Origin of the sequence: Corynebacterium sp. KPL1824 (assembly GCF_000478095.1) — a bacterium.
In the GTDB taxonomy this organism is placed as follows: Bacteria; Actinomycetota; Actinomycetes; order Mycobacteriales; family Mycobacteriaceae; genus Corynebacterium; species Corynebacterium accolens.
In genome coordinates this window covers 204300-226604 of the sequence record NZ_KI515750.1, presented here as the reverse complement: position 1 = coordinate 226604, position 22305 = coordinate 204300, and the positions used below count along the sequence as shown (strand labels likewise).

General features: G+C 57.9%; 16 protein-coding genes and 3 pseudogenes. 11 read left to right on the top strand and 8 right to left on the bottom strand.

Going from position 1 to position 22305, the window contains the following annotated elements; all coding sequences use genetic code 11:
* The first annotated feature begins 86 nt into the window (after positions 1-86).
* Together HMPREF1267_RS07360 and HMPREF1267_RS07355 are read left to right on the top strand one after the other, a co-directional pair.
* On the top strand, positions 87-2171 hold the full coding sequence (locus HMPREF1267_RS07360) for a bifunctional UDP-sugar hydrolase/5'-nucleotidase (protein ID WP_023017408.1): 2085 nt from the start codon (positions 87-89) through the stop codon (positions 2169-2171).
* 186 nt (positions 2172-2357) lie between these two features.
* Positions 2358-2855 carry a DUF421 domain-containing protein gene (locus HMPREF1267_RS07355; protein ID WP_023017409.1) on the top strand — a complete coding sequence of 166 codons (498 nt, stop codon included), beginning with the start codon at positions 2358-2360 and terminating at the stop codon, positions 2853-2855.
* 135 nt (positions 2856-2990) lie between these two features.
* Here the strand turns inward: HMPREF1267_RS07355 and HMPREF1267_RS07350 are convergent, their stop codons facing one another.
* A complete protein-coding gene (locus tag HMPREF1267_RS07350; protein WP_023017410.1) occupies positions 2991-3341 on the bottom strand; it encodes a hypothetical protein in 351 nt (116 codons plus the stop codon).
* Between the two features lie 455 nt (positions 3342-3796).
* Between HMPREF1267_RS07350 and HMPREF1267_RS12995 the strand changes: the two are divergent.
* Positions 3797-4962, top strand: a pseudogene (locus tag HMPREF1267_RS12995) (IS3 family transposase).
* A gap of 65 nt (positions 4963-5027) precedes the next feature.
* Positions 5028-5429 (top strand): hypothetical protein, encoded by a 402-nt coding sequence (locus tag HMPREF1267_RS07340; RefSeq protein ID WP_023018212.1) that lies wholly within the window; start codon positions 5028-5030, stop codon positions 5427-5429.
* A 114-nt stretch (positions 5430-5543) separates the two neighbouring features.
* Here HMPREF1267_RS07340 and HMPREF1267_RS07335 read toward each other — a convergent pair.
* The 3 genes and pseudogenes from HMPREF1267_RS07335 to HMPREF1267_RS07325 all read right to left on the bottom strand — a co-directional run.
* Positions 5544-5927: pseudogene (locus HMPREF1267_RS07335) on the bottom strand (superoxide dismutase); the annotation flags it as partial.
* 20 nt (positions 5928-5947) lie between these two features.
* A pseudogene (locus HMPREF1267_RS12745) lies at positions 5948-6199 on the bottom strand (integrase core domain-containing protein); the annotation flags it as partial.
* A 413-nt stretch (positions 6200-6612) separates the two neighbouring features.
* Positions 6613-7494, bottom strand: a complete 882-nt coding sequence (locus HMPREF1267_RS07325; protein WP_023017413.1) for a peptidylprolyl isomerase — start codon at positions 7492-7494, stop codon at positions 6613-6615.
* A gap of 156 nt (positions 7495-7650) precedes the next feature.
* Between HMPREF1267_RS07325 and tpx the strand changes: the two genes are divergently transcribed.
* The 3 genes from tpx to hisS all read left to right on the top strand — a co-directional run bounded on the left by tpx (position 7651) and on the right by hisS (position 10245).
* The gene (gene tpx, locus HMPREF1267_RS07320; protein ID WP_005279015.1) at positions 7651-8148 is read left to right on the top strand and encodes a thiol peroxidase; all 498 of its coding nucleotides are present in this window, start codon (positions 7651-7653) and stop codon (positions 8146-8148) included.
* A 166-nt stretch (positions 8149-8314) separates the two neighbouring features.
* Complete coding sequence (locus tag HMPREF1267_RS07315; RefSeq protein ID WP_023017415.1) at positions 8315-8956, top strand: MBL fold metallo-hydrolase; 642 nt, start codon at positions 8315-8317, stop codon at positions 8954-8956.
* 5 nt (positions 8957-8961) lie between these two features.
* A complete protein-coding gene (gene hisS / locus HMPREF1267_RS07310; protein ID WP_023028849.1) occupies positions 8962-10245 on the top strand; it encodes a histidine--tRNA ligase in 1284 nt (427 codons plus the stop codon).
* Positions 10246-10309: 64 nt separating this feature from the next.
* Here the strand turns inward: hisS and HMPREF1267_RS07305 are convergent, their stop codons facing one another.
* The 4 genes from HMPREF1267_RS07305 to HMPREF1267_RS07290 all read right to left on the bottom strand — a co-directional run bounded on the left by HMPREF1267_RS07305 (position 10310) and on the right by HMPREF1267_RS07290 (position 14659).
* Positions 10310-11719 carry an L-serine ammonia-lyase gene (locus HMPREF1267_RS07305; RefSeq protein WP_023017417.1) on the bottom strand — a complete coding sequence of 470 codons (1410 nt, stop codon included), beginning with the start codon at positions 11717-11719 and terminating at the stop codon, positions 10310-10312.
* Between the two features lie 168 nt (positions 11720-11887).
* The gene (locus tag HMPREF1267_RS07300) at positions 11888-12556 is read right to left on the bottom strand and encodes an FMN reductase (protein ID WP_005279023.1); all 669 of its coding nucleotides are present in this window, start codon (positions 12554-12556) and stop codon (positions 11888-11890) included.
* A 3-nt stretch (positions 12557-12559) separates the two neighbouring features.
* Positions 12560-13672 (bottom strand): LLM class flavin-dependent oxidoreductase, encoded by a 1113-nt coding sequence (locus tag HMPREF1267_RS07295; protein ID WP_023028848.1) that lies wholly within the window; start codon positions 13670-13672, stop codon positions 12560-12562.
* Positions 13673-13777: 105 nt separating this feature from the next.
* Entirely contained in the window at positions 13778-14659 is an 882-nt protein-coding gene (locus HMPREF1267_RS07290; RefSeq protein ID WP_023017419.1) for a neutral zinc metallopeptidase, read from the bottom strand.
* Between the two features lie 241 nt (positions 14660-14900).
* On the opposite strand from HMPREF1267_RS07290, the gene aspS reads away from it, so the two are divergent.
* From aspS to alaS, 4 genes are all read left to right on the top strand, one after another.
* Positions 14901-16727 carry an aspartate--tRNA ligase gene (gene aspS / locus HMPREF1267_RS07285; RefSeq protein WP_023017420.1) on the top strand — a complete coding sequence of 609 codons (1827 nt, stop codon included), beginning with the start codon at positions 14901-14903 and terminating at the stop codon, positions 16725-16727.
* 125 nt (positions 16728-16852) lie between these two features.
* Complete coding sequence (locus HMPREF1267_RS07280; protein ID WP_023017421.1) at positions 16853-18067, top strand: phosphotransferase family protein; 1215 nt, start codon at positions 16853-16855, stop codon at positions 18065-18067.
* A 31-nt stretch (positions 18068-18098) separates the two neighbouring features.
* A complete protein-coding gene (locus HMPREF1267_RS07275; protein WP_023017422.1) occupies positions 18099-19484 on the top strand; it encodes a replication-associated recombination protein A in 1386 nt (461 codons plus the stop codon).
* Positions 19485-19611: 127 nt separating this feature from the next.
* Positions 19612-22296 carry an alanine--tRNA ligase gene (gene alaS / locus HMPREF1267_RS07270; protein WP_023028847.1) on the top strand — a complete coding sequence of 895 codons (2685 nt, stop codon included), beginning with the start codon at positions 19612-19614 and terminating at the stop codon, positions 22294-22296.
* Positions 22297-22305: the final 9 nt, after the last annotated feature.

Sequence of the window (22305 nt, the reverse complement as noted above, 5' to 3'; positions counted from 1 at the left end):
CCAGTTCACGGTGGTTGTGCTTCCTGCGGGTTGGTTAAGAAAGCGGTATATATTGTCTGAATGCTTTCTACGACACAGGAGTAATTATGCGGTTCCGTCGCATTGGCCAGTTGGTGGCCGCTACCACCGTTACCGCCGTCGCGCTTTCTGGCACACACGCCCTAGCGCAGGAGGATACGATTACCATCTCGGTCACCAATATCACTGACCTGCACGGCCACTTGGAAGATGGCCTGAGCGACCCTGCTAAGGCGGGCGATGAGATTGGCGTGGCCCGCCTGCAATCGCTTATCAAGCAGGTCAACGAAGGCCAAAAGTTCAACCTCACCTCTTCGGGCGATAACGTGGGCGGTTCTGCATTCGTCTCGGCCATCTCGGATGACAAGTACACTCTGGAGGCGCTCAATGCCATGGGGATGAAGGTCACCGCAGTGGGCAACCACGAATTCGACAAGGGCACCGAGGACCTAACGGACCGTATTGAGCCAGCTTCTGACTATCCCATCCTCGGCGCCAATGTATTAAAAGACGGCAAGCCGCTCTTGGATGCCTCTCATGTGGAAGAAATCGACGGCGTGAAGGTCGGCTACGTCGGCACCGTCACCCAAAACACCAAATTCAAGGTATCTGCGGCAAAGATTCCGGGCGTTACCTTTACCGATCCCGTTGAGGCAACGAACAAGGAAGCCACCCGTTTGAAGGAAAGCGGCGAGGCGGATGTCGTGGTTTCCCTCTTCCACGAGGATGCGGAGGAATATGCGGAAGGCTTCAATAAGGATGTCGATATCCTCTTCGGTGGCGATACCCACCAGACCACCCAGGGCACGGTAGAGCGTGAGGGCGCGCTGCCACTGCAGTGGGCACAAGGCTACGAATACGGCAAGCTGCTTAATGATGCCGATATTACCTACGACAAGGCCGCCCGCAAGGTAAAAAGCATTGAGCTCAAGCAGTACGATGCGACTGCTGCCGCGCAGGTAGAGCCGGATGCTGAGATTGCGGGCATCGTTAAGAAGGCACAGGATGAGGCCGAGGTAGAAGGCTCGAAGACCGCTGGCACAGTCGAAACCGACTTGTTCCGCGGCTCCGATGAGGGGCAAAAGTCAGGTTCCAACCGTGGTGTCGAGTCCACCCTGAATAACTTCATCGCGGAAGGGCAGCGTTATGCCATGAGCAAGCAGGTGGGCGAGGACATCGACCTCGGCGTCATGAATGCCGGCGGCGTGCGCGCCGATTTGCAGGGCGGCGACGTCACCTACAAGGACATCTTTGAGGTCCAGCCATTTGGTAACTCCGTTATTACCGCGAAGGTCTCCGGCAAGGACTTCATCACCGCTTTAGAAAACCAGTGGCAAGAGGGCAGCAGCCGGCCGCGTCTAGCCATGGGCCTGTCCAATAACGTGCAGGTGGTCTATGACTACAAGGCAGCCCAGGGTGAGCGCGTCAAGTCCGTCACCATCAACGGCGAGCCCCTTGACCCGAACAAAGACTATTCCATCGCGCTTTCTTCCTTCCTCGCGTCCAGCGACAGCGAAAAAGGCGGCGATGGCTATTTTGAGGCAGGCTCCATCAAGGACAAGAACGATGTGGGATACATGGACGCCCAAGCCATGATCGATTACATCGCGTCCGGCGAGTCCGAAGTCCGCAAGGGACAGGGCCAAATTGGCGCCCACATCGATGGTGAAATTGTCCCTGGCAAAGAAATCACCGTCGATCTGTCCAGCTTGAACTACACCAGCGAGGGCGAGCCCATGGCCAAGACCGTCACGGTGAAGCTAGGAGATGAGGAAGCAACCGCCGATATCGATAATTCCAAGCAGGAAGGCGATGACCAATATGGCGAGCGCGGCCGCGCGCAGGTAAAGCTGACCGTTCCAGAGGGCCTGACCGGCTCCCAGAACCTGAAAATCACCACCGATGCCGGCACGCAAGCGATCCTGCCCGTGGAAGTGGGTGAAGCCGGCGGTGACGAGGCCGGCTCCCAAGAGGATGGTTCAGAAGATGAAGACTCCCCGAAGCTCCCGCAAGGCTCGTCCTTTGGCGGCGCAGCCCTGGCCATCATCGCGGCGCTCGCGGCAGGGATAGCCTTTATTGGCCTGAATCCTCAGGTGCTTCCGGCACCGCTGCGGGCCATCTTTGACGATCTGCGCAAGACCTTTCACATCTAAATAGGAATCTAATTCCTGCGCGTTGACACTAAGCGCTTTTCCTCCCCTTACCTCGAGGAAAAGCGCTTATTTTTCTGTGCATTCTCTTATAGCCTAGTAATCTCAAATGCCGTGGATATCTTTGAACGGTTTTTACGCGAGGCTACTTTTCAACTAGGAATCGAGCTACATCGAGTTCCTGTGGTCATGTTGTCTACCTTAGGCATCTATCTTGCCTTTATGGTCTTGGTAAAGCTGTTTGGCTCCCGCGTATTGACCTCCATGACGGCCTCTGACGCGATCATCATCATTATGTTCGGTGCCGTTGCCGGGCGTGTGATTATCGGCGTTCCACCCACCTTGGCCGCGGGCGTTATTGGCCTGACAACCCTTATGGCCCTAGAGGCTGCATTCGGTACCATCCGCAAGGTGGTGAAGTGGACGCGGTTTTTAGATCGCCGGCCCGTTCTCATCGTCTTTCAGGGCGAGATGATCGACGATAATCTCACCGTTTCCCACATCACTCGCTCGGACGTATATTCCGCAGTGCGCAAGTCTGGCCTCGGCCGCATGGAAGACGTCCAGGTCATGGTCTTAGAGCCCACCGGCCACATCTCCGTAATTAAGAATGGCCAAGAAATCGACCCAGAGATATTCAATGACCTCGTCGGCTCTGGATACATCAGGCGGGCAAAGGAATCTTAAAGGGTTCTGAGCAGGGGGGCGCAGAACCGGTGCGAAGGTCCATCTGGGTAGTGCTCTGGCTGCCCCAGAATATGCGAAACCGCTGTGCCCAGATTTAGGGCACAGCGGTTAAAAGCGCTTAAGAAGCGTGAAAGATTAGAAAGGAAGCTTGAAGTTCTTCATGAAGTCGTCGATGTTGAGGTACTTGTTAGCGAAAGCGAAGAGAGTACCCAATGCGCCGATAGCAGCGGTGAAGACGCCGATCCAGGCCTGGACTTCATTAGCCTTCTCCTGAGAAGTCTTTTCGGGCTGAGGCTTCTTCTTAGGATCCTCGTTGGCGTCACCGGTGCCCTTGCCGTTAGCGTACGGCTGCGTTGCTGCGCCCTTCTCGATGGAGGAGGACAGGGTGGTGGGTACCTCAGCAGCGGTGGCCACTGCGGTGCCAGCGAAGGTGACGGACAGGGCGGTTGCGCCGGCAACGAGAGCCTTGCGGGAGATAAGCTTCATATCTTGCTTCCTAACGAGCTTGTGGTGTTCAAAGACTCCTTAGATATTAGACAGCCGTATTACGGTCTGCAACAGATCGTGCAAACTTTTATTAAAAAAGATTGTCAAAACGTATCGGGCAGTGTGGTAGTTGACGCTTAATGTTAATGGTGTGAATGGCTCGGGGAGATATTAGATCCTTAAGCGCAGGTAGAGGGTTATATTGAGCGGAGAAATGGAGCTGAAAAAATCCCCAACGTTGAGCACCGAAATGATCCGTGCTCCACGCTGGGGAGTTCCCACTAACCCCTAAATGGGGTTAGTAAGTGAGGGGGTGGGAGGCGGTAGGGGGTCTTCCTATATAGTTTGGACCTGACCCCTGTTTGGTGGACACCTGATATCCGGCCCAGTCGGGTTGGGGAGAAAGGTAATCTACCACCATGTCCAGGTACTGAGAACAGTTCAAGCGCGATGCCGTGGCTCTCTATGAGAACAATGAGGACCTCTCGCTGAACTCAGCATCAGCAGAGCGCGGTATTAACCGTGCCTCGCTTCATTCTTGGGTCAAAAAGTACGGCACCGGCAAACGTGCCGGCATAAAAGCCATGCAGGATAAAGCCCAAGCGGCGAATGATTCGTGAGACGGATCCGCCAGTTAGAAAAAGAAAACGCGAAGCTGCGCGAAGAACGTGACATCCTGCGCAAGGCCGCTAAATATTTTGCTTAAAGCAGACTCACGGGAGTTCTGTTTCCAGTGTGTCTATGACCACCGAACCGAGTACTCGGCTTATGCGGATGTGCCACGTTTTAAAGCTGAATCGTTCCTCGTTTTATAAATGGGTCCAAACTCGTAAAAAGCGCAGGATAAGAGATGTATTCTGATGCCGTTATTGGTGCGAGAATCACAACCATCTTTGATGATGAGCACGGGCTTTATGGTGCTAAACGCATCGCTGCGAGCCTTAAGGAGGACTCGGCGTATGCCCCGGTCAATCACAAGAAAGTTGCACGAATTATGAAAGCCATGGGACTTAAAGGCTTTACCAAGCGTCGCCGATGCATCACTACCAGGTGTAAGCCTGGCCACCGTGTCATGCCAGATTTGCTAGGCCCGCTTATTCACAGCCAACGAGCCGAATCGCGTTTACGTCGGCGATATTATCTACCTTCCGTGTAAGGGAGGGAAAAACATGTATTTGGCCACAGTCATTGACACTTCATTCACGGAAACTTGCAGGTTATGCACTCGCAGACCACATGCGTGTCTCGTTGGTCATTGACGCTCTATCCCACGCGCATGGTGTGCGTGGCAGTCTGGACGGGGCTATTTTCCATTCCGATCACGGCAGTGTGTACACCTCACAGGCCTTTAGGAGCTATTGCTCGTCGTTGGGTGTGCGCCAGTCTATGGGAGCGGTAGGAACGAGTGCTGATAGAAGCCCTAGCAGAATCGTTTAACGCCACTTTAAAGCGGGAAGTGCTGCGAGAGCGGAAAGTTTTTGACAATCCGATCGCCTGCCGCCGGGAAGTCTTCCGGTGGTGCATGCGTTATAACACGCGCCGGCGGCACTCCTGGTGCAATCTTGTAGCGCCGGATGTCTTTGAAGCCGAGACTTCAGCTACACTGACTAAAGCAGCATAGCTAACCCCCGACGTGTCCACTTTCCGGGGGTAGGCCCGGCTCAACAATTAGGGAGTGGAATGTACATGCTGAAACCCCTGGAAAGCATCACAATTTTTTCGGTCCTCATGGCCCTCACGCTCTATGTATTTATTAGCATTATTGCTGCTTCGAATGACGGCTTTCCGTTTCTTGTTGGCGCATTATTTCTTCTGGCCACCGCTATCGCGGTTGTGCTTATCGGGATAAATATTTCGCTCTGGAGCCATAGGCGAGCGCGGTATTCTACATCCACGATAGGAAAAATCGGCGCGTGGATAGTTACCGCCGGAATTGTTATTGCAGTTGCTGCCGTTATCACTCAGCTGTTTCGTGCCGGTGGTTTTTGGGAACCGTTGTTTAGTGAGCTTTTATGGGTAATAACTGCAGCCACCGGATTACTTTGGCTGGGATTTATTCTTCTTATGGTTTCCGGGAGAACTCGCTAAGCCAAAACGGTGCCCCGCGAGATAAAAACGCCATGAAAAGGGCCGTGTCCGGCACGTAAAGTGCGTGGGCACGGCGTTCATGTAAGCCGCAGCGATGATGGTGCGGCGGAAGGTTTACTTCTTCGCTGCTGCGAAACGCTCTGCAACGTCGTCCCAGTTGAGGACGTTCCAGACGGCCTTGACGTAATCAGGCTTGACGTTCTTGTATTGCAGGTAGAAAGCGTGCTCCCACATATCCAGCATCAGCAGTGGGGTGAAGTTCACGGAGGTGTTGCCCTGCTGGTCGGTCAGCTGCTCAACGAGCAGGCGGCCAGCAATGTGGTCGTAACCCAGCACGGCCCAGCTGGAACCCTGCAGGCCGAGTGCTGCTGCGGAGAAGTGCGCCTTGAACTTCTCAAAGGAACCGAAGTCGCGGTCGATAGCCTCCGCGAGCTCAACGGTTGGCTCGCCGCCACCGTTAGGGCTCAGGTTCTTCCAGAAGATGGAGTGGTTGGTGTGAAGTGCCCTGAGTTTTGTTCCTAGGTATTTGCCTTGATTTCTATTATTCCCTGTTGCGAGTTCTTCTTCCAAAATTCGGTCTCCACCTCGGCCGGGGTTCGGCATCCCAGGCTTTGGTGGAGCCTTACCTCGTTCCACCATGACACCCACGCGAATGTCGCAATTTCTACCTCGACAACATCATTCCACCTGCGAGTATGGATGAGTTCGTTCTTGTAAGAGCCGTTAACGTTTTCAGCTAGAGCATTGTCGTAGGAGTCACTGACAGTCCCTGGAAGTATTTTCCAATGTCCATGCCGATGACATAGTCGTAGGCCATGTCAGACCTCCTAGCGAGTTGAATTAGTATGAGACTTCTTTCATCGCTGGTGGTCGGGCATACTTCACGCTGGCATCCACATTACTTTGAGACCTCACACACTTGATGTGGGTCAGGTTCCTATTAGCAGTTTGGAGTATGTCACTGCCTTCGGCGGCATCACCCCCCCGGATCATTGTCAGACAGGGACGAAAATAAGCCATACCGAAGCCAGCGACTAGTTCCATTGCTCCTCAAAAGAAAAGCAAAAGGAACGCAGACAAACATAACCTGCCCCTGCACAGGGGCAGAGTTACGAATTCTGGGCTCCCTTAAGTGGAACTGCTAACAACGTAATGGGGCATCGGCAAGCGCCGATGCCACAGACTAAGCCTTTACCGTAGCCTTTTTAATCTTTACCTCTTCAGCAGGCTTGCCGTCTTCTTGGCCTGGGTGACCGCCCTGATCGCCGGTGTCTACGCCGGCCTCGGCAATCTTGTCCAGGGTCTTCAGGCCTTCTTCGGAGATGGTGCCGAAGTAGGTGTAGTTAGGGGCAAGCTCCGAGTCATCGTAGTTAAGGAAGAACTGGGAGCCGTTGGTATCTGGGCCGCTATTGGCCATGGCGACGGAGCCGCGGGGGTAGACAACGGGGTTCTGTGCGTCCTTGGCATCGGTTTCATCGGCGGGGTATTCATCGTCAAACTTGAAGCCTGGGCCGCCGGAACCGGAACCGGTGGGATCGCCGCACTGGAGCACGTTCAACACGCCAGAGGTCATGCGGTGGCACACGGTGTCATCGTAGAAGCCGGATTCAGCCAGTTCCGAGATGGCGTGGGTGGTGCACGGCGCAGCGGCGCGGTCCAGGTCCATCTCAATCGGGCCCTGGGTGGTATCGAAGGAGACGGTGACGGTGCCCTCGGTGGAAATATCCTTGCCGTCGGGCTTCTTCGCGCCGTGGCCATCCTGGCCATTGTCCTCGTAGTTGCACTGGACGGTGGCTGGCAGGGCTTCCGCGCGCTTGCCGCTCAAGGGTTCAGCCTTGGGGGCTTCCTGCGTGGTCTGTGCCTCAGAGGTATCTTCTGCCTGGATGTCGCCCTCAGAGCCATCGCGGGTGGACAGGAAGTAGATTCCTCCGGCGATGCCAAGGATGACGACGAGCGAGGCTGCGGCGACACCAAAAGGACGAGTCTTTTGCTTGCGGTCACGGGACTTTAGCTCACGATCGAGCTTGTGCAGCGCGTCTTCTCCGCGCTTTTTATTATCTGGCACCGTGGGACAACCTTTCTAGCGATTATCGGTGACGTGTCTCAACTTGGACGATTTTAGCGGCTTTGCGGACACGGGGCTGACTTGGCTCGGGGATTGGGTTGAGCAATAAACGGCGAGCTATAGCGGGGAAGCAAAAGTATCAGTATGCTCGGGGCCATGGCTGAAGTTAAATTTTCTGACGAACCTACCCAAACCGCTGGTGAGCTTCCTGCTGTAGGGGAGTCCATCCCAGAGTTCACCCTCGTTGGCACCGACCTTTCTGAGGTCACCAATAAGGATTTCGAGGGCAAGCGCCTCGTTATCTCGATTTTCCCTTCCATCGATACGGGCGTGTGCCAGCAGCAGCTGCGCACCTTTAATGAAAAGGCCGCGGGCCTGGACAACACCGTTGTCTTGTCCGTTTCCCGCGACCTGCCCTTCGCGCTGGATCGTTTCTGCGCCGCAGAGGGCATTGAAAACGTGGAGACCGCCTCCGATTTCCGCTCCGATTTTGGTGAGAAGTTCGGCGTGACCCTGCAAGGCTCCCCGCTCAAGGGCCTGTTGGCGCGCTCCGTTGTGGTCACCGACGCTGACCACAAGGTCATCTACAACGAATTGGTGCCAGAGGTAACCACCGAGCCGGACTACGAGAAGGCTCTTGCCGCCCTGCAATAAAGCTTGAAGCTAGCAGGTTAAATAAAACCAGCACCCAGCCTTTCCCCATAACCCGCCGTGGCTGTGGGCGCCAAGGCTGGGTGCTTTTTGCATGGTTATGTGGCTTGAATCCAGAGGCCACTGCGTTCAGGGGCGCGATGGGGACGAGCCTCGTTAGACTTAAATTATGGATATTCAAGGATTTACCGCGGGCCCATTTCGCACCAATACCTATATCGCGGCGGAGGGAAAGCGCGCCTTCATCGTGGATCCAGGCATGGATTCCATGTCGCAGGTCCTAGCGCACGACTATGACTATGAAGCCATCGTGCTTACGCACGGCCACATCGACCACACCCGCGAGGCCGGGGACTTGGCGCAGGAGCTCGATATCCCCGTTTATATTCATCCGGCAGATAGGTTCATGTTGGATTCCGGGGAGGGTGTCTCCGCCCAGGCGCAGGAGCTATTCAATGCCTCGAGCATGCTGCCCATTGCCGATCTCCGCGAACTCCACGGTGGGGAGGAACTGGAGCTAATCGGGCATACATTTACCCTCCAGCACGCCCCTGGGCATTCGCCGGGGTGCGTTCTGATCATTTCGGATACTTTTGCCCTTACCGGTGATGTCCTTTTTGCCGGGGGAATGGGGCGGGTCGATCTGCCGGATTCTAATCCGCAGGCCATGCTGGATTCATTGGCGGGCCCGGTGTGGGATTTGGACGATGAGCTGGACATTCTTCCCGGCCACGGCCCAAGCTCAACCATGCGTCAGGAGAGGGCGACCAACCCATTCCTGCGAAAATCCCAATCCCATGGGGTACTCTAGTGACCATGAGTGAAGAGAAGCGGTTCCAGGCACTGTCCGCACCGAAGGGTGTGCCAGATTATTACCCACCAGAGTCTGCGACTTTTTATAAGGTCCGCCAGACCATGGTGGAACAGGCGCATCTTTCCGGTTTTCAGCACATTGAATTGCCCATTTTTGAAGATACCGCGCTCTTTGCCCGCGGCGTGGGTGAATCTACCGACGTGGTCTCTAAGGAGATGTACACCTTTGCAGATCGCGGCGATCGCTCTGTGACCTTGCGCCCGGAGGGAACTGCGGGTGTGATGCGCTCGGTCATTCAACACAATTTGGACCGCGGTCAGCTCCCGGTAAAGCTGAACTACAGCGGCCCGTTCTTCCGCTATGAGCGCCCGCAGGCAGGCCGCTACCGCCAGCTTCAGCAGGTTGGCGTGGAGGCCATTGGCGTCGACGATCCAGCACTGGATGCGGAGGTCATCGCCTTGGCGGATCGCTCCTATAGGACCCTGGGGCTTTCCGGGTTCCGCCTGGAATTGACCAGCTTGGGCGACCGCAATTGCCGGCCCGCCTACCGCGAAAAGCTGCAGGAATTCTTGTTTAAGCTGGACCTTGATGAGGAGACCCGCCGCCGCGCGGAGATCAATCCTTTGCGCGTCTTGGATGATAAGCGCCCGGAAATGCAGGAGCAGCTTGCCGATGCCCCCTTGATGCTCGACTACCTCAACGCCGAGTGCCGCGAGCACTTTGAGACCGTGACGGGCATGCTGGATGATATGGGCGTTGCCTACGAAATTAACCCGCGCATGGTGCGCGGCTTGGACTACTACACCAAGACCTGCTTCGAATTCGTCCACGATGGCCTGGGTGCGCAATCCGGCATTGGCGGCGGTGGCCGCTACGACGGCCTGATGGCGCAGCTGGGCGGACAGGATCTTTCGGGCATCGGCTATGGCTTAGGCGTTGACCGCGCCATCCTCGCCCTAGAGGCGGAGGGAATCACCCTAGAAGGCAGTGATTCTCGCGTGGATGTCTACGGCATTGCCTTAGGTACTGCGGCCAAGCGCCGCATGACCGGGATCATCAATGACCTGCGGAAGGCGGGAATCGCAGCGGACATGTCCTTTGGTGATCGCGGCCTTAAGGGCGCGATGAAGGGTGCCGACCGCGCGGGCGCGCGCTTTGCTTTGGTCTTGGGAGATCAAGAACTAGAAACGGGCACCGTTGCCGTGAAGGACTTGGCCGCCCACGAGCAGCGCGATATTGAGCTATCGCAGCTAGTTGCCCTTCTGGGGCGCGATCTAGAAGGCTAGGCACAGGATTAAAAAGGGGGCACCGAGTAAATTCGGTGCCTCCTTTTTGTATGTGTTCAGCTGATTAGCACTCCACCTGGGAAACGCTAAAGCCCATCGTCTTGGCCAAGCCGCCGAGGGAGGTCTCCTTGTACTTGGAATGCATATCGCGGCCGGTATCCGCCATGGTTTGCACGGCGTTATCCAGGGTGACGTGGTGGGTGCCTTCACCCATCATCGCCATGCGGGCGGCGTTAATGGATTTCACCGCGCCAATGGCATTGCGCTCAATACACGGGATTTGCACGAGGCCGCCGACCGGATCGCAGGTGAGGCCGAGGTTGTGCTCAAGGGCGATTTCGGCCGCATTTTCCACCTGGGCTGGGGTAGCACCGAGGAGTGCCGCCATTCCCGCAGCGGACATGGACGAGGCGGAGCCGACCTCGCCCTGGCAGCCCACCTCGGCGCCGGAAATGGAGGCGTTCTGTTTGATGATCATGCCGATGGCGCCGGCGGTGAGCAGGTAACGGCGTGCGGATTCGCGGCAGAAGCCACCGTGGAAGTCGCGCGCATAGTGCAGCACTGCGGGAATGATGCCGCAGGCGCCGTTGGTGGGCGCGGTAATAACGCGGCCGCCCGCAGCGTTTTGCTCGTTGACCGCTAAGGCGAAGAGATTGACCCATTCCATGGCGGAAAAGCCAGAGTGTGGGTCATTTTTCTGCTCGAGCAGCTGCGCATACATCTTGGGGGCGCGCCGCGGCACGCGGAGGCCACCCGGCAGCAAGCCCTTGGTGGAAATGCCATCGGTCACGCATTCGCGCATGATGTCCCATACGAGGTCCAGATGGCGCAGGACATAATCCGCGCCGCCGTCGTCCTTGTGGAGCACTTCCTCATTGGCAAGGACGATTTCCCAAATGTCCTTGTCGTTGGCCTCGCACAGGTTGAGCAGTTCTTCGCCGGTGGTGAATTCATAGGGCACGGTATCTTCTACGGTTGCTGCGGCAACGCCGGCGGGTACTTCGTGGCTATCGGCCATCTCTGCGTCGAGCTCTTTGCGGGAGAGGATGAAGCCACCGCCGACAGAGAAGTACTGTTCGTCTTCAGCCAGGATATTGCCCTCTGCGTCCCAGGCCTTAAAGATCATGCCATTGGGGTGCTGGGGTAGTGGCTCGTTATCAAAGGTGATTTCGTAGTCGACGGTGCCAGACGGGCCAGAGATGGTGCCTTCGCTGGGGATTGTGCCGCCGGCTTGCGGCTCGGCATCGATGGGAACGGTCAGCGGCTCCCAGCCGGCGAGTCCTAGGATGACGGCGCGGTCGGAGGCGTGGCCGCGCCCGGTGGCGGACAGCGAACCGCGCAGCTCAGCGGACACGCGGGCCGGATGGGTATCAAGGGAATCGAGGAATTGCTTCGCGGCGCGCATCGGCCCAACCGTGTGAGAGGAGGATGGACCAATGCCGATGGCGAAAATGTCAGTAACGCTAATAGTCATGGTGAAAGCCTTAAGAAACCTTTCTTGGTAGCAAGAGAGTTATCGGTCCAAGAGCATGAAAAAGAGATTTTCTCTGGCGCGGGGATTCGGGTCGAAGATTCTAAAATTCAAGCGTAGAGAAATATGTGACATGTATCAATTTTAGAATATGCGATAGGTATTGCGGCGCTAGCGCTTTCCGTCGTATTGGGACAAAATTTCCTCGAAAGGCAGAAACTCTTCGTCCACTCCGATTCCGGTAGGGCGGGAATGGGGACTGGGTTTGGGGGCATCGGCAAGCCCGGCGACCCGATCCGTGGGGCGAATCATCTGATCCGCAAGCTGCGTTGCGGCGCGCTCGATACGGCTGCGAATGCGCGCGCCCTCGGCGGTGCCCAGATCCTCGGTTGCCTGGAAAATGCCGGTCGGAACGACGTGGGCGTGCAGATAATTCAACAGGGGGCGCAGCGCATAGTCCAAGATGAGCGCGTGGCGCGGGGAACCGCCCGTAGCTGCCACGATGGTGGGCAGCTCCTCCAAGGCGTGGGCATCCAGAACATCAAAAAACATCTTGAACAGCCCGGAGTAGCTGCCTTGGAAGGCAGGGGTGACGGCAATAAAGCCATCGGCCGTGGAAAGCAGCTCTTTTGCTTCATCCAATTGGGGCGTTGGAGCCGCCCAATTGGTCATGGCCGTGGCCAATTCAGAAGCAAGGGTGCGCACCTCAATAATGTGGGTGTTTACGCCTTCACCGCGCGCGGAAATCTTCGCCTCGGTGGCTTCTGCAATGGTCTCAGCCAATTGCCGGGTAGATGATGGCTCCGAGAGCCCGGCCGTGAGGACAACTAAAGAGCGCATTGCTTAGTCCTCCTTTCCAGGGCTTACGCGAAAGTGCGGGGAATCTGGGTGCTGCTTGAGCGTGGCATGCGTTGGTGGGTCCGAGGGTACATGCTCTGGTCGTCGCTGCTCAAAGCGCCGACGAAGCTCCGGTACTACTTGTGTGCCAAGAATTTCTATCTGCTTGAGCACCACTTCTTGTGGCAGCCCGGCGTGATCGATGAGGAAGAGCTGGCGTTGGTAATCGCCCACGTAGTCCGCAAATTTCAGGGTGCGCTCAATAACCTGCTCTGCGGTACCCACGGTCAGCGGGGTGTAGTCAGTAAATTCCTCCAGGCTAGGCCCGTGCCCGTACACGGGGGCGTTATCGAAGTACGGGCGGAAGAACCTCTTGGCCTCCTCTTCAGTATCGCCGATGAATACCTGGCCGCCGAGCCCCACGATGGCTTGGTCTGCTTGGCCGTGGCCATAGGAAGCAAAGCGACGCCGGTACATGTTGACCATCTTGGCCGTGTGTTCTTGATTCCAGAAGATATTATTGTGAAAGAACCCGTCGCCGTAATAGGCCGCTTGTTCTGCAATCTGGGTAGAACGAATGGAGCCGTGCCATACAAACGGCGGGACGCCATCGAGGGGCGCCGGGGTAGAGGTAAACGCCTGCAACGGGGTGCGGAATTTGCCCTCCCAGTTGACGCTGTTTTCCCGCCACAGGCGGCGCAGCAAGTGGTAATTTTCCACGGCCAACGGGATGCCTTGGCGGATATCTTTGCCAAACCACGGGTAGACGGGGCCGGTATTGCCGCGCCCCATCATCAGTTCCACCCGGCCGCCGGAAAGGTGTTGCAAAAAGGCGTAATCTTCGGCGATCTTTACCGGGTCATTGGTGGTAATCAGCGTCGTGGAGGTAGAAAGCTGCAAGCGCTCGGTCTGCGCTGCGATATAGGCTAGGTGGGTCGTCGGGGAGGACGGAACGAAGGGCGGGTTGTGGTGCTCGCCTGTGGCGAAGACATCGAGGCCCACTTCTTCTGCCTTGAGCGCGATTTCCGTAATATTGCGGATTCGCTCCGCCTCTGATGGGGTTTCGCCCGTCGTTGGATCGGTGGTCACATCTCCGACCGTGAAAATGCCAAATTGCATGGTGTCCCTTTCTACCCTTGCTGCGTACCTGCAATCATTGTACGTGACATGTCAACAATGCGGGCAGAGAGATTATTCCCAGCGGGGTAAAGAGGGGGCCGGGAGTTAGCTGTAGACCCCGCGCCCCAAGGTGTCGCACTCAGCCATCCGGCCGGAATTATAACCAGCAAGGAAAGCTCGCTGGCGTTGCTCGGAAGTACCGTGCGTCCACGCATCGGGTTGGACCTGCCCAGTGGAACGGCGCTGAATATTATCGTCACCCACAGCCTGCGCCGCGGTGACTGCGTCAGCCACCTGCTGTTGGGAAATCGGCTCCAGCAGAGCATCCTCGCCCTTATCCGCGTGGGAAGCCCAAATACCGGCGTAGCAATCTGCCTGGAGCTCGATCTTTACCGCATTGGAATCCGCGCCGGGGTCGTTATAGTCAGATAGCTGCAGCGTGCCCTCGAGCTGCTGAATGTGGTGACCAAACTCGTGGGCAACGATGTACATCTGCGCGAACGGGGCATTGTGCGCGCCGTAGTTGCTCAGCGAATTGAAAAACGTGGTGTCAAAATACGCCGATTGGTCGGCGGGGCAATAAAACGGCCCCGTGGCTGAAGACGCAGTGCCGCAGCCGGAATTGGTGGAGCTATTAAAAATCACCCGGCCAGGGTTGGTGTATTCGATGCCGGCTTGCTCGGGTAGCTCGGCGGTCCAGACATTATCCACGCTCATGGCGGTAAACATGACCCGGCAGTCATCGTATTTATTGCCGTCTTCTGCCGTTTGGCAGTGATCGAAGGCGGAATCATCGGCACCGGTGTGGGTGCCGGATTGGGACTGTTCATTGCCCAACAGGGCACCAATATCGGAGGGGTTTCCTCCTAATAAGAGGTAGAGCCCGACGAGCACGACGGAGCCGATGCCGCCGCCGATAGCGAGGCCGCCACCACCGCCGGAGGTTGCGCGCTGGCCATCAAAATCGGCACCAGATTTAAACGTCATGCCTAAATAGTGTCACACCTTTTCGGCGTCTTCAGTGCGTACCGGCCACATTTATGCGCGGTACTGGCAGCGGCGTCCGGTTCGCACCCATGCCTGGTGCCTTAATTGGACTTAATGGGAGAAGAAACGGCGGTGGGATGTAGAATTGGCCAAGTTCCTAGTCTTGTGCTTGGTTGGGCGCGCGCTGTTTACGCGTGGCTGGACCCGCAAGTTACTCCATTTCAGAAGGGATTGAATTATAGTGCTGCGTACCCATTTAGCCGGTGAGCTCCGCAAAGAACTGGCAGAAGAGACAGTAACCCTAACCGGTTGGGTTTCTCGTCGCCGTGACCACGGCGGCGTGATCTTCATCGACCTGCGCGATCGTTCCGGCATTGCCCAGGTAGTCTTCCGCGAATCCGATGTGGCAGAGCGCGCCCATGACCTGCGTTCGGAATACTGCGTCAAGGTAACCGGCGTAGTGGAACCGCGCCCAGAAGGATCCGAAAACCCGAACCTGCCTTCCGGCGACATCGAGGTCAACGTCACCGACCTGGAGGTGCTCAACAAATCCGCAGCGCTGCCCTTCCAGGTAGATGATCCTTCCTCCTCTGGCGAGGTAGGCGAGGAGACCCGCCTGAAGTACCGCTACTTGGATCTGCGCCGCGAGCGCCAGGCAAAGGCACTGCGTCTGCGCTCCGCTGCCAACCGCGCGGCCCGTAACGTGCTGGATAAGCACGATTTCGCCGAAATCGAAACCCCTACCTTGACCCGTTCCACCCCAGAGGGCGCGCGCGACTTTCTGGTGCCTGCCCGCCTGAAGCCAGGCTCTTGGTACGCGCTGCCGCAGTCGCCGCAGCTGTTCAAGCAGCTGCTGATGGTGGCCGGCATGGAACGCTACTACCAGATCGCGCGGTGCTACCGCGATGAGGACTTCCGCGCCGACCGCCAGCCGGAATTTACCCAATTGGACGTGGAGATGTCCTTCGTGGATCAAGACGATGTCATTGCGCTTGGTGAAGAGATTGTCAAAGAGCTGTGGAAGCTCATCGGCTACGACATTCAGACCCCAATCCCGCGCATGACCTATGCCGATGCCATGAAGTACTACGGCTCCGATAAGCCGGACCTGCGCTTTGACATCAAGATTGTCGAGTGCACGGAGTTCTTCAAGGACACCACCTTCCGCGTCTTCCAGAACGAATACGTCGGTGCCGTGGTCATGGACGGCGGTGCTTCGCAGCCGCGCCGCCAGTTCGATGCATGGCAGGACTGGGCCAAGCAGCGCGGCGCCAAGGGCCTTGCCTACATAACCGTCGCAGAAGATGGCACCCTGGGCGGGCCAGTGGCCAAGAACATCACCGACGCGGAGCGCGAGGGCATCGCCGAGCACGTTGGCGCAAAACCCGGTGACGCCATCTTCTTCGCCGCCGGCGATACCAAGTCTTCCCGCGCGCTGCTGGGTGCAGCCCGCGGCGAAATCGCCAAGAAGCTTGACCTCATCAAGGAAGGCGACTGGGCCTTTACCTGGGTCGTTGACGCCCCGCTCTTTGAGCCTTCTGCCGATGCCACCGCGTCCGGCGACGTTGCCTTGGGCCACTCCAAGTGGACCGCGGTGCACCACGCCTTTACCTCGCCGAAGCCGGAGTGGATCGATTCCTTCGACGAGAACCCGGGCGAGGCCACGGCCTATGCCTACGACATCGTCTGCAACGGCAACGAGATCGGCGGCGGTTCCATCCGTATCCACCAAGAAGATGTGCAAAAGCGCGTCTTTGAGGTCATGGGCATCGGCGATGAGGAAGCACAAGAGAAGTTCGGCTTCTTGCTCGACGCCTTCTCCTACGGCGCACCGCCACACGGCGGCATCGCCTTTGGCTGGGACCGCATCGTGTCCCTCTTGGGCGGCTTTGATTCCATCCGCGACGTGATTGCCTTCCCGAAGTCCGGTGGCGGCGTGGATCCGCTTACCGATGCCCCCGCGCCCATCCCCGCCGCACAGCGCAAGGAGACCGGCGTGGACTTCAAGCCGAAGAAGAAAAAGAACGGCGAAGAGGCTAAGGCCGCGAAATCAGAGCAGGAGAACTAGCTCTTAGGCTCGCTATCACGACACCATTTTTAGGGTAAGCGGGGCGCGCGCCCTCGCCGCAGCGGACACTTGTGCGGCGAGGGTGTAGCCCCCGCTTTGTGTTGGCGGGCATACTGGATAGAACTATGGTTGATACACAGACAGTGCTTTCGGCCGATGAGGTCATTGGCGCCGCATCGGAAATGTTGTCGCGCCGCTTTGGTGGCACGCCGGAAATGTCAGACATTGAGGATTTAGGCGGATCTGGCAATGCCTTAGTCCTGCGCGCGAAGGTTGCCCCTAGCGCATTTTTGCCGCATCGCTCTGTGGTCATCAAATACAATCCGGTCACCGGCTACGGCGTGGATGACGCAGCGATGCTGCGCGAGGTCGTGGCCTACCAATTCACCACCGCCTTAGCAGAAGACGTGCGCCCTGGACCCGTGCTGCTCGCCCACGATTTAGACCGGCGCATCATTGTCCTGACGGATTTGGGTGAAGCCGAGACCCTTGCGGATGTGCTCTTAGAATCCGGCGATGAGGATCGCATTCGGATCCTGCGTTCCTTGGGTACGGCATTGGGGCATATCCACGTGGGCACCGCGGATCATGAGCAGGATTTCGAAACCCTGCTCAACCGCACCTTGCGCCATAACCCGGAATACGCCGATCACCAATCCGTGCGCGATCAGTCCCTGTATCGTTCCATCGGCATTGGTCTCAATCTGCTGGATGAGGCGGGGCTTGAAGCCCCCGAAAGCTTCCGCAGTTTGGCCGATCAAGCCGCGGAATCCCTCGCCTCTGGCAAGGATAGGGCCTTTACTCCCTTCGATCTTTCGCCGGATAACATCATCGTTTCCAAGCGCCTGCACTTCTTGGACTATGAATGGGCGGGCTTTAGGAACGTGGGCTTTGACGTCGCGTGCGTTATCGCTGGCTTCCCGCAGTTCTTGTTTTCTAAGCCAATTACGGATAAGGAAGCAGATATATTTCTTGCCGCATGGTCGCGCGAGGTATCTGAGGTGTGGCCGCGCTTTGCCGATGAAGACGAATTGCACGGGCTTATCGTCGCTTCCCTCATCGGCTGGGCCTTGTCGAGCGTGACCACGATGCACGCCGGGGGAATTGAGGGATTGGTTGCACTTGCTAGCGGGGAAGCGGAGGTTGTCCATGACCCAAAGCGTTCGATCCTGCGCCCACCAGAGAGCGGACCTTTTAATGAGGACGAACTATTGGTGCGCCAAGACCTCTATGAAACCTTTGACGCGCTCGCGCGCTACGCCGCCCAATGCGGGACCGCACCGTGTACGGCCATCGCGGAGTTTGGCAACTTGGTTGCCCGCCGCGTCCACGACGACTAATCACTACACCTTTTTGGGGAGCTAAAACCACATGAGCCAGGATTCTCTCTTCGGCGCCTCTCCCAATGCCGGCGGCAGCATGGGAGGCGATGGCTCGGCATCGTCTTTTCCCACGGCCAATCTCTTTGCCACGCACTCCGGTTCGCCCTTGGCCGCGCGCATGCGCCCGCAGACTTTGGAAGAGGTCGTGGGCCAGGACCACCTCCTTGGCCCCGGCAAGCCGCTGCGCCGCTTGGTCGAAGGATCCGGCGAGGCTTCGGTCATTTTGTATGGGCCGCCCGGTACTGGCAAGACGACGATTGCCTCGCTGATAGCCAGCCAGATGGGCCAAAACTTCGTTGGTCTCTCCGCCCTTGATTCAGGGGTGAAGCAGGTGCGCGAAGTCATTACCCACGCCCGCCAAGAGCTTATCCATGGCCGCCGAACGGTCCTTTTCATCGATGAGGTGCACCGCTTCTCCAAAACCCAGCAGGACGCCTTGCTGGCGGCGGTGGAAAACCGGACGGTTCTGCTCGTTGCAGCGACGACCGAAAACCCGTCATTCTCGGTCGTTTCGCCGTTGCTTTCCCGCTCGCTCCTACTGCAACTGCACTCGCTGAGCGAGGCGGACCTCAAAGGCGTAGCGCGCCGCGCGTTAGACAGCGATCGGGGGCTAGGCGAGCGCGACTTAACCATTACTGATGAGGCATTAAACCAGCTCGTCGTGCTTTCTGGTGGTGATGCCCGGCGCAGCCTGACCTACCTTGAAGCGGCCGCGGAAGCAGTCGACGATGGCGGCGAGATCACCGCGACCACGATTACGGATAACGTGAATCGGGCGGTGGTGCGCTATGACCGCGACGGCGACCAGCACTACGATGTGACCTCCGCCTTCATCAAGTCCATCCGCGGCTCCGATGTCGATGCCGCGCTGCACTACCTAGCGCGCATGGTGGAAGCCGGCGAGGATCCCCGGTTTATCGCCCGCCGCCTGATGGTTCACGCCTCAGAAGATATTGGCATGGCAGATCCCACGGCCTTGCAAGTCGCCGTCGCTGCCGCAGAGGCGGCGCAACTGATCGGCTTGCCGGAAGCGCGCATCCCATTGGCGCAGGCAACGATTCACTTGGCGACGGCGCCGAAATCGCCGTCCGTTATCGCTGCCATTACTAAGGCGCAGGCCGATGTCGCGGCCGGCAAGGTGGGCCACGTGCCGCCGCACCTGCGCGATGGGCACTATGAGGGCGCTAAGCGGTTGGGGAATGCGACGGGCTATTCCTACCCCCACGATGACCCGCGCGGGGTAGTGGAGCAACAATACCTGCCCGATGAGCTCGAGGGCACCGTATATTATGAGCCCACCGAACACGGCGCTGAGAAGCGAATCTTTGACTATATTGGCCGTTTGCGCAGGATACTTCGCGGCAAGCGCCGCTAAGTGCGAACCGGCATGGCCGGTTTTGGCCCCACCGATGGGCACAGCCTGCCCACCAGTAGGTAAAGTTGGGTGGGTTAGAAAGCTTCTTGATGGAAGATAAAAGCTTAGACAGTTAGGATTATTGCTCGTGAAGACTCATGAGATCCGGGAACGGTTTACCCAGCACTTCGTCAATTCTGGTCACGAGGTTGTCCCCAGCGCCTCTTTGATCCTGGATGACCCTAACCTGCTTTTCGTTAACGCGGGCATGGTGCCCTTCAAGCCCTATTTCTTGGGCCAGCAGACCCCACCATTTTCGCAAGGCCTTGCCACCTCTATCCAGAAGTGCGTGCGCACCTTGGATATTGAGGAGGTGGGCATTACCACCCGCCACAACACCTTCTTCCAAATGGCGGGTAACTTCTCCTTTGGCCAGTACTTCAAGGAAGGCGCCATTTCCAATGCATGGAACCTGCTGACCAAAGACGTAGAAGACGGCGGGTTTGGCTTGGACCCAGAGCGCCTATGGGTCACCGTGTACCTCGATGACGATGAGGCAGCGGAAATCTGGCGCGATAAGATCGGCGTGCCAGAACAGCGCATCCAGCGCCTGGGCATGGAAGATAACTACTGGTCCATGGGCGTGCCGGGACCATGTGGGCCCTGCTCGGAAATCTATTACGATCGCGGGTCCGAATACGGCAAGGACGGCGGCCCGATTGCGGATGATAACCGCTACATGGAGATCTGGAACCTCGTGTTCATGCAAAATGAGCGCGGTGAGGGGACCGGAAAGGGCGATTTTGAGATCGTCGGAGAGCTGCCGAAGAAAAACATCGACACCGGCTTAGGCATCGAGCGCGTCGCCTGCCTCTTGCAGGGGGTAGACAACGTTTACGAGACCGACCTGCTGCGCCCGGTCATTGACGTCGCCGAGGAGCTTACCGGTGCCACCTACGGTGAGAAGGCAACGGAGCAAGATAATATCCGCTTCCGCGTGGTGGCTGACCACTCCCGCACCGGCATGATGCTCATCTTGGATGGTGTTACCCCGGGAAATGAGGGCAGGGGCTATATCCTGCGCCGCTTGCTGCGCCGTATCATTCGCTCAGCAAAGCTGCTCGGCGCCGAGGGCCCCACCATGGAGCGCTTCATGAATACCGTCATGGACACCATGACCCCGTCCTATCCCGAGATTGCGGATAACCGCGAGCGCATCCTGCGCGTGGCCATCAACGAGGAAAAGGCGTTTTTGAAGACGCTGGAGTCTGGCACCAAGCTTTTCGATAAAGCAGTGGAGGACCTGCGCTCCACCCACCGCGCCAAGACCCAAAAGGTGCTTTCCGGTGATAAGGCCTTCGAACTGCACGATACCTACGGTTTCCCCATCGACCTCACCCTGGAAATGGCGCAAGAGGCCGGCCTCGACGTGGACATGGACGGCTTTAATGCCGCCATGGGCGAGCAACGCCGCCGCGCCAAGGCCGATAACCAGGCCAAGAAGCACGGTCACACCGACCTCTCCTTGTACCGCGACTGGGTGGATAATAACCCCACCGTATTCACCGGCTATGAGGAACTGGTCTCGGGCGCGAACGTCATCGGCCTGGTCAAAGACGGCCAGAAGGTCAACGAGGTGCACGAGGGCGATGAGGTTGAGGTCATTTTGGACCACTCGCCGCTCTACGCTGAGTCCGGCGGACAGATGGCTGACCGCGGCCGCATTTCTGCGGGCGAATCCCTCCTGGAGGTCAATGACGTCCAGAAGATTGGCAAGAAGCTGTGGGTACACAAGGCTTCCGTTACCGCCGGCGGGCTTGACCTTGGCATGTCCGTTGAGGCTTCCGTAGATGAGAAGTGGCGCCACGGTGCAACCCAGGCCCACTCGGCCACCCACCTCATTCACGCAGCCCTGCGGCAGGTGCTGGGACCCACCGCAGTGCAGGCAGGCTCCCTTAACCGCCCGGGCTACCTGCGCTTCGACTTCAACTACACCGAGCAGTTGAGCCAAGAGCAAATGGAAGAAATCGCCCTGATTACTAATCAGGCGATCGACTCCAATATGGCCGTCAACACCATCGAGACCTCGCTGGAAGAGGCCAAGGCGATGGGTGCCATGGCCCTGTTCGGTGAAAACTACGGCAACCAGGTGCGCGTGGTGGAAATCGGCGGACCATTTTCCATCGAGCTCTGCGGCGGCACCCACGTGGGTTCCTCGGCAGAGATTGGACCCGTGTCCGTGCTTGGCGAATCCTCAGTGGGCTCCGGCGCCCGCCGCATCGAGGCCTACTCCGGCATGGATGCCTTCCGGTACTACTCCAAGGAAACCGCGCTGGTAGAGGGCGTTTCCCGCGAGCTGAAGGTGCAGTCTGAGGAACTGCCAGAGCGCATTTCTCAGCTTTCGGAGCGCCTCAAGGCCGCCGAGAAGGAAATCGAGGTCCTGCGCAAGGCGCAACTGACCGCGCGGGCCTCTGAATTCATCGACTCGGCTACCGATGTCAATGGCATCAAGACCATTACGCTCCAGCTTCCCGATGGCACTTCTGGCGGCGACCTGCGCACCGTGGCCACCGATATCCGTAACCGGATGAAGGATACGGCCGCGGTCATCGTGCTCGGTGCAGTGGATAAGGGTAAGTTCCCGTTCATTGCTGCCGCTACGGGCAAGGCGGTGGACGAGGGCGTGAAAGCAGGGGACATCGTCAAGCGCCTCGGCGAATACGTCAACGGCCGCGGCGGCGGCAAGCCAGACATGGCGCAGGGCTCTGGTACCGCGCCGGAAGGTGCGCAGCGCGGCTTTGAGGCCGTCAAGGATCTGTTGCAGTCGCGATAAGGATTCATT